Below are 531 nucleotides of genomic sequence, written 5' to 3'. Positions count from 1 at the left end.
AGCTCTTTACTCGAAGCAACCTGTTTATTTTTGACTAAAAAACATTCGTGATCTTGCCCTGTGCTCGCGCCCTGCAGCTAACCCTCCGTAGGTTATAAATCCTTCCATTGGTACACATCTTATCTGTACTTCTCTAAACAAAGACTCATCATTACGAAAGCAACATAACCCGCCAATATTTACCATACCATCTTTCTTTGCAGACATTGTAAATATATCTACTTTACTAAATATCTCTTTAACTATTTGTGAAATTGTTTTATCAGAAAAATTTTTATCGCGTTGTTTTATGAAGTAAGCATTTTCCGCAAATCGAGCCGCATCAATGATCACAGGTATACCAGCACCTTTCGCCATTTCCGCAGCAGAACAAATATTATCCATAGATAATGGTTGTCCACCCACACTATTACAAGTAATAGTAATCACTATAGCCACAATATTTTTTCTATTATTTTTAATTTCATAACTTGGATTCGCATGATAAGTGCAATTTCTGAAAAAGGCGGTCAGTTGCTATAGTAGGCATCT

The 531-nt window shown here is 35.8% G+C and carries 1 pseudogene; it reads right to left on the bottom strand.

The window, feature by feature from the left end:
* Positions 1 to 54: 54 nt before the first annotated feature.
* Positions 55 to 459, bottom strand: a pseudogene (locus tag AAY47_RS19685) (beta-eliminating lyase-related protein); the annotation flags it as partial.
* Between the last annotated feature and the right edge of the window lie 72 nt (positions 460 to 531).

It is taken from the genome of Xenorhabdus griffiniae, from assembly GCF_001028135.1.
GTDB classification, from domain to species: domain Bacteria; phylum Pseudomonadota; class Gammaproteobacteria; order Enterobacterales; family Enterobacteriaceae; genus Xenorhabdus; species Xenorhabdus bakwenae.
The sequence above is the reverse complement of the archived record's forward strand: the minus strand, read 5'-3'. Positions and strand labels throughout refer to the sequence as shown.